This is a genomic window from Acinetobacter sp. ANC_7588, assembly GCF_056783995.1.
The window spans coordinates 1-5405 of the sequence record NZ_JBWYIU010000026.1 but is presented as its reverse complement, the minus strand read 5'-3'; the positions used below and the strand labels follow the sequence as shown (position 1 = coordinate 5405).

Annotated in this window: 6 protein-coding genes and 1 pseudogene; all 7 read right to left on the bottom strand. The window is 41.2% G+C overall.

The window, feature by feature from the left end:
• Positions 1 to 130 (bottom strand): CoA-transferase (locus tag AC1M9J_RS14695; RefSeq protein WP_481588083.1); only part of this gene is annotated, 130 nt, incomplete at its 3' end.
• 43 nt (positions 131 to 173) lie between these two features.
• On the bottom strand, positions 174 to 1382 hold the full coding sequence (gene benE / locus AC1M9J_RS14690) for a benzoate/H(+) symporter BenE (protein ID WP_481596700.1): 1209 nt from the start codon (positions 1380 to 1382) through the stop codon (positions 174 to 176).
• A gap of 56 nt (positions 1383 to 1438) precedes the next feature.
• Entirely contained in the window at positions 1439 to 2218 is a 780-nt protein-coding gene (locus AC1M9J_RS14685) for a 1,6-dihydroxycyclohexa-2,4-diene-1-carboxylate dehydrogenase (protein ID WP_092768934.1), read from the bottom strand.
• Between the two features lie 13 nt (positions 2219 to 2231).
• Positions 2232 to 3248, bottom strand: coding sequence for a benzoate 1,2-dioxygenase electron transfer component BenC (gene benC, locus AC1M9J_RS14680; protein WP_035270501.1), 1017 nt, complete (start codon positions 3246 to 3248; stop codon positions 2232 to 2234).
• A gap of 90 nt (positions 3249 to 3338) precedes the next feature.
• Positions 3339 to 3842 (bottom strand): benzoate 1,2-dioxygenase small subunit, encoded by a 504-nt coding sequence (benB, locus tag AC1M9J_RS14675; protein ID WP_035270498.1) that lies wholly within the window; start codon positions 3840 to 3842, stop codon positions 3339 to 3341.
• Positions 3839 to 5221, bottom strand: coding sequence for a benzoate 1,2-dioxygenase large subunit (gene benA, locus AC1M9J_RS14670; protein ID WP_035270495.1), 1383 nt, complete (start codon positions 5219 to 5221; stop codon positions 3839 to 3841). Before benA ends, benB begins: the two co-directional genes overlap by 4 nt.
• Positions 5222 to 5295: 74 nt before the next feature.
• Positions 5296 to 5405: pseudogene (locus AC1M9J_RS14665) on the bottom strand (catechol 1,2-dioxygenase); the annotation flags it as partial.

The following is a 5405-nucleotide window of genomic DNA, read 5'->3' as shown; positions in this document are numbered from 1 at the left end:
CGAGTTCAATTAAGCCATCGATGAGTTCAGCAGGCTGACCTGCGGTACCAAACCCACCAATCATAATGGTTGAACCGTCTTTAATTTGGGAGAGGGCTTCGGTTAAAGACGCTGAGCTTTTATCAATCATAATCACTTCCTAAACAAACGATCTACATTTACCTTTAATATGATCAGGTCGATGTAGACGATGATGGGGTAGTATTTTGACGCTTCGTTAAAATCACGTGCGCTAAAATACCAATACAGATTCCCCAAAAAACTGAACTTAAACCTAAAAATTGCATGCCTGAAACAGTCGCCAAGAAAGTAAGGAGAGCTGCGTCACGATCCTTTTCTTGGAACATAGCAACGTGTAAATTTGTAGCAATAGCACCTAAAAGTGCTAAACCTGCTAATGCAGCAACAAGTTCTTTAGGCAGTAAGCTAAAAAGCATCACAATGCTGCCTGCAAATAAACCACCTAAAATATAGAAAATACCGTTCGCAATACCTGCGATATAACGTTTCTCTTTGAGCTCATGTGCATCTTTACCTGTACAGAGTGCGGCTGTTATTGATGCCAGGACAATGGTAATCCCGCCCACACAAGCAACAGCTAACGATGCGATACTGGTAGTGGTAATAATGGGTTTTGCTTGAATGTCATAGCCACTTAATTTCAAAATTGCCATGCCAGGTAAAAATTGACCAGAAAGGCTGACTAAAATAAGAGGTACTGCAAGATTTAGAAAAGAGTTAAGCGTCCACTCGGGCGCAATGAATTGGGGTATTGCAAGTGAAAACTCCATATTCACAGTATTGAATTTTCCGAGGACTAAACTCATGAAAATACCAGCTGCCAATACAAAAAGCATGGCATATCGAGGTGTTAAACGCTTAGCAATCAGATACGAAATAAGCATTCCAAACACAATATATGGCATGGTATTGGTCGCGGTAAAAAGACCAAATCCGAACTGACATAAGATACCCGCCATCATTCCTGCAGCCACTGATTGCGGTATCAAAGCCAATAGTTTGTCGAAATATCCGGTAATACCAATGATGAAAATCACTACAGCTGTAGTGATATATGCAGCAACTGCTTCATTCAGTGATATATCTGGAAAAAGTGTGACTAGCAGAGCAGTACCAGGTGCCGACCAAGCGGTAATGACAGGAACTTTAAATTTTATTGATAATAGAATTCCAGCTACAGCAGCACCAATTGAGATACCCCAAATCCATGAAATCATCATGTCTGGTGAAACTTGGGCTTGTTGTGCTGCTTGAAAGAAAATAATTAATGGTCCGGCATATGAAATCAATACAGCTAAAAAGCCGGCGACAGTGGCGGAAATAGACCAATCTTCTTTTAGTGTTTTAAACAGGGTTGCCATTGTATTTGCCTCCTTGCGTCAATGATCCTGTGAATTTAAAGAGTCCGTGATCAGGGTTAACCCTGATCACCACCACCTACAGGTACGACTGTGCCTGTAATGTATGAAGACTCATCTGAAGCAAGGAACAAAATAGCATTTACTTGTTCTTGAATAGTGCCATAGCGTTTCATGTAGCTGCGGTCAATTGTTTGATCAACCACTTCTTGCATCCAAGCTTGATCTTGCTCAGATAGTGGTGAAGTATTACGTGGAATTACACGTGGTGGAGCTTCAGTACCACCTGTAGCCACAGCATTGATGCGGATACCATCTTTAGCATGTGCAAATGCCATTGATTGAGTAAAACTATTTACACCACCCTTAGCCGCAGAATATGGAAGACGGTTAATTCCACATGTGGCGATAGATGATACATTCACGATCACACCAGATTTTTGGTGTTGCATGTGTGGTAAAACTGCACGACAACTCCATAAAGTAGGAAATAAAGAACGATTGATCTCTTTGATAATTTCCTCTTCAGAAAACTCTTCAAAAGGTTTCATCCAAATCGCACCACCAACATTGTTGATCAGCACATCAATTCGGCCAAAAGTCTCGATCGCTTTATTTACAACTGATTGTGCACCAGCATAGGTTTCAAGATCAGCTAAGACAGTGACACCTGTGCCACCTTGAGTCGTAATTTCTTCAAGTGTGGTCGTCACGTATTCAGCACGGTCAGCCAGTACAACTTTTGCACCTTCGCTAGCTGCTTGAAGAGCAACACCGCGACCGATGCCTTGAGCGGCACCAGTAACGATTACGATTTTATTTTCAAATCTTTGATTCATGTTCCTCTCCACTTTAATTCGCAGAGAATTTTTCGAATAAGAAGTTTGCAGGTTTAACGCCTTCAGCATCTAACCAACCACGAACTGCATCTACCATAGGAACAGGACCACAGAGGTAAACGTCTACATCACCACCGTTGAGCCATTCAGTTTCAATGTGACCTGTCACATAACCTTTACGTTCGTGTGCAGATTCTGGGTTTGCAACTACGGTACGGTATTCAAACCAATCAAGTTTTTCTTGAAGTTTGTTGAGTTCTTCAATAGCAACTAGGTCAAAGTCATTGGTTACACCAAAAACTAAACGTACTGGATGTTCAGAACCTTTTTCTTCTAATACTTGAAGCATCGACATAAATGGAGCAATACCTGTACCACCAGCAAGCATTACTACAGGGCGTACTACATTACGTAAGTAGAAGCTACCAAATGGACCAGTGAATGTCATTTTGTCGCCGACTTTCGCTTCGCTGCTTAAGAAGCTACTCATCTTACCGTTAGGAACGTTACGAACAACAAAGCCGGTCAAACGGTTACCTGGCTTAGAGCTGAAAGAGTATGAACGTGTTTCAGTTGATCCAGGAATACCTACATTTACATACTGACCAGCAAGGAAATTGATATCTGGCTGACCCTCGTCTAGTTGAATATCAAAGGTAATTGTAGATTCAGATAAGTTTTCTACACGAGAAAGTGTACCTTGATATTGATGAATTTGAGTTTTACATACATCAGATGATGCTTGAATTTGGAAAACTGCATCTGAAGTAGGACGGCACTGGCAAGCTAAGATATAGCCTTGCTCAGCCTCTTCTGGTGTAAGTGCATCTTCAATATAAGTTTCTTCAGGCATGTCATAGCTGCCAGACTCACAAAAAGCTCGACAAGTACCACATGCACCATCACGGCAATCCAGCGGAATATTAATCTTTTGACGATATGCTGCGTCAGAAAGCGTTTCGCCTTGTGCAACTGAAATAAATCGGGTTACGCCATCTTCAAATTGAAGTGCAACATTATGGTTTGACATGGCTGAATATCCTTTAAGAATCTTTTGAACAATTTTTTGGTGTAACTACCAAAATTCCATTTGGTAGTTACTGAACTTGTTATTTACTAATTACAGGTGATATACGTCGATTACTTGATTGATGTAATCATTTTTGAGTACCACATATTTATTTAAAATTTGTGGTTTTTCGCCAGACAAATTGATTTCGTAGCGTGACATACCAAAGTAGCTGTATGACTTTTGGTAGCGGTAACTTAAAGTGTTCCAGTTGAAACGAACAACAACCTTATCTTCATGACGTTCAAGTATTTCAATGTTGTTAATATTGTGGCTTGTACGTGTATCAGGCATTGTTGCAGAAGAGCGTTCAGTTTTGATACGGAACACGCGGTCTTCTAAACCTTGACGATCTGGATAATAAATTAACGAGATTTCTGATTGAGGATCTTCAGTTAATGTATTGTAGTCATCCCAAGATGGCATCCAGAACGATGCTGTAGGTGCATAACACTCTAACCATTCATCCCACTGTTCATCATCAAGTAGGCGCGCTTCTTTAAATAAGAACTGGCTCACTGATTCTAAAGTTGCTTCAAGATTCGCGTTACTCATGCGTTATCTCCTTGTTCAGCTAAAGCTTGTTCTGCTTTAATCGCACGTTTCATTTCTTCTAACCAATGTTGATGTTGCGCAAGGTATAAACCTTCGTCTTCAGTTTTAACGCCTGAAAGTTTAGGTTTTAGACCAATTTCGTTTGCTGCATCATCTGGGCCATTGATCCAATGCTTTGAGCCACGGCACATATCGTTCCACTCAAGTTCGATACCAGCATAACCTGCTTGACATGCACGGAATTCTTCTAAGTCATCTGGTGTCGCCATACCTGAAGCATTGAAGAAATCTTCATATTGACGAATACGGCGTGCGCGAGCTTCTGGCTCTTCACCTACAGGTGCGATGCAGTAAATTGTTACTTCAGTTTTATCGACAGCAATTGGGCGAAGTACACGGATTTGTGAACCGAACTGATCCATCAAATAAACGTTTGGATATAAGCAAAGGTTACGTGAGCGCTCGATCATCCACTTCGACATAGCAGGACCGAATTTCTCAGAGTATTCATCTGCTTTAGGGAAGTTAGGGCGGTCTTCAGGGTTAGCCCATTGTGTCCAAAGCAACATGTGACCATTTTCAAAACCGTAAGAACCACCGCCTTGTTTACCCCAAGATCCTGCGCTCATTGCACGGATATTGTCGCCAGCTTGTTTTTCTTTACGTTGTTGCGTAGTCGCAGCATAATTCCAGTGAACTGCAGATACATGGTAACCATCTGCACCATTTTCAGCAGTGAGTTTCCAGTTTCCTTCGTATGTATAAGTTGAGGCACCACGTAAAACTTCTAAACCTTGATCAGACTGACCCACGATCATATCGATAATTTTAGTCGTTTCACCTAAGAATTCTTCTAATGGCAAGACGTCTGGGTTTAAGCTACCGAATAAGAAGCCTTTATAACTTTCAAAACGTGCAACTTTCTTAAGATCATGTGATCCTTCTTTGTTAAAGCAGTCAGAATAACCTGCATCTGTTGGGTCTTTAACTTTTAAAAGTTTGCCTGAGTTATTGAATGTCCAACCATGGAATGGGCAAGTATAAGTAGCCTTATTACCACGTTTGTTACGGCAAAGTTGTGCACCACGGTGTGAACACGCATTGATCATTGCATTTAGCTCGCCTTGACGGTTACGAGCAATCACGATTGGCTGACGACCGATGTGTGTCGTGTAATAATCATTGTTATTTGGAATTTGGCTTTCGTGTGCCAAGTAAACCCAATTACCCTCAAAGATGTATTTCATTTCAAGGTCAAAAAGGGCTTGATCAGTGAAAACTGAACGATGAAGTTTAAACTCACCTGTCTCAAAGTTGTCTACAAGTAACTCATCAAGACGATCTAGATGGCTGGTATTAATTACAGGAATACGTGGCATGGACGTTCTCCGACTTTCCAAATTGAGGGGAAGTCATCGGGATAATTGACTTATCCCGATTCCGACTAATTGATTTAAGCTGATGCGCGGCGACGTTCAACTTCAGTAGAAGGCGCACCTTCAACGTCTTTCACTAATTCAATGTCAAATTGAATATGTTTGAACGCACCTTTTAGACCACGAC

What these genes read in the sequence shown, in the direction of transcription:
- benB (WP_035270498.1), bottom strand. Translation starts at nt 3,842, where the DNA reads ATGAGTAACGCGAATCTTGAAGCAACTTTAGAATCAGTGAGCCAGTTC.
- benC (WP_035270501.1), bottom strand. Translation starts at nt 3,248, where the DNA reads ATGTCAAACCATAATGTTGCACTTCAATTTGAAGATGGCGTAACCCGA.
- benA (WP_035270495.1), bottom strand. Translation starts at nt 5,221, where the DNA reads ATGCCACGTATTCCTGTAATTAATACCAGCCATCTAGATCGTCTTGAT.
- benE (WP_481596700.1), bottom strand. Translation starts at nt 1,382, where the DNA reads ATGGCAACCCTGTTTAAAACACTAAAAGAAGATTGGTCTATTTCCGCC.
- AC1M9J_RS14685 (WP_092768934.1), bottom strand. Translation starts at nt 2,218, where the DNA reads ATGAATCAAAGATTTGAAAATAAAATCGTAATCGTTACTGGTGCCGCT.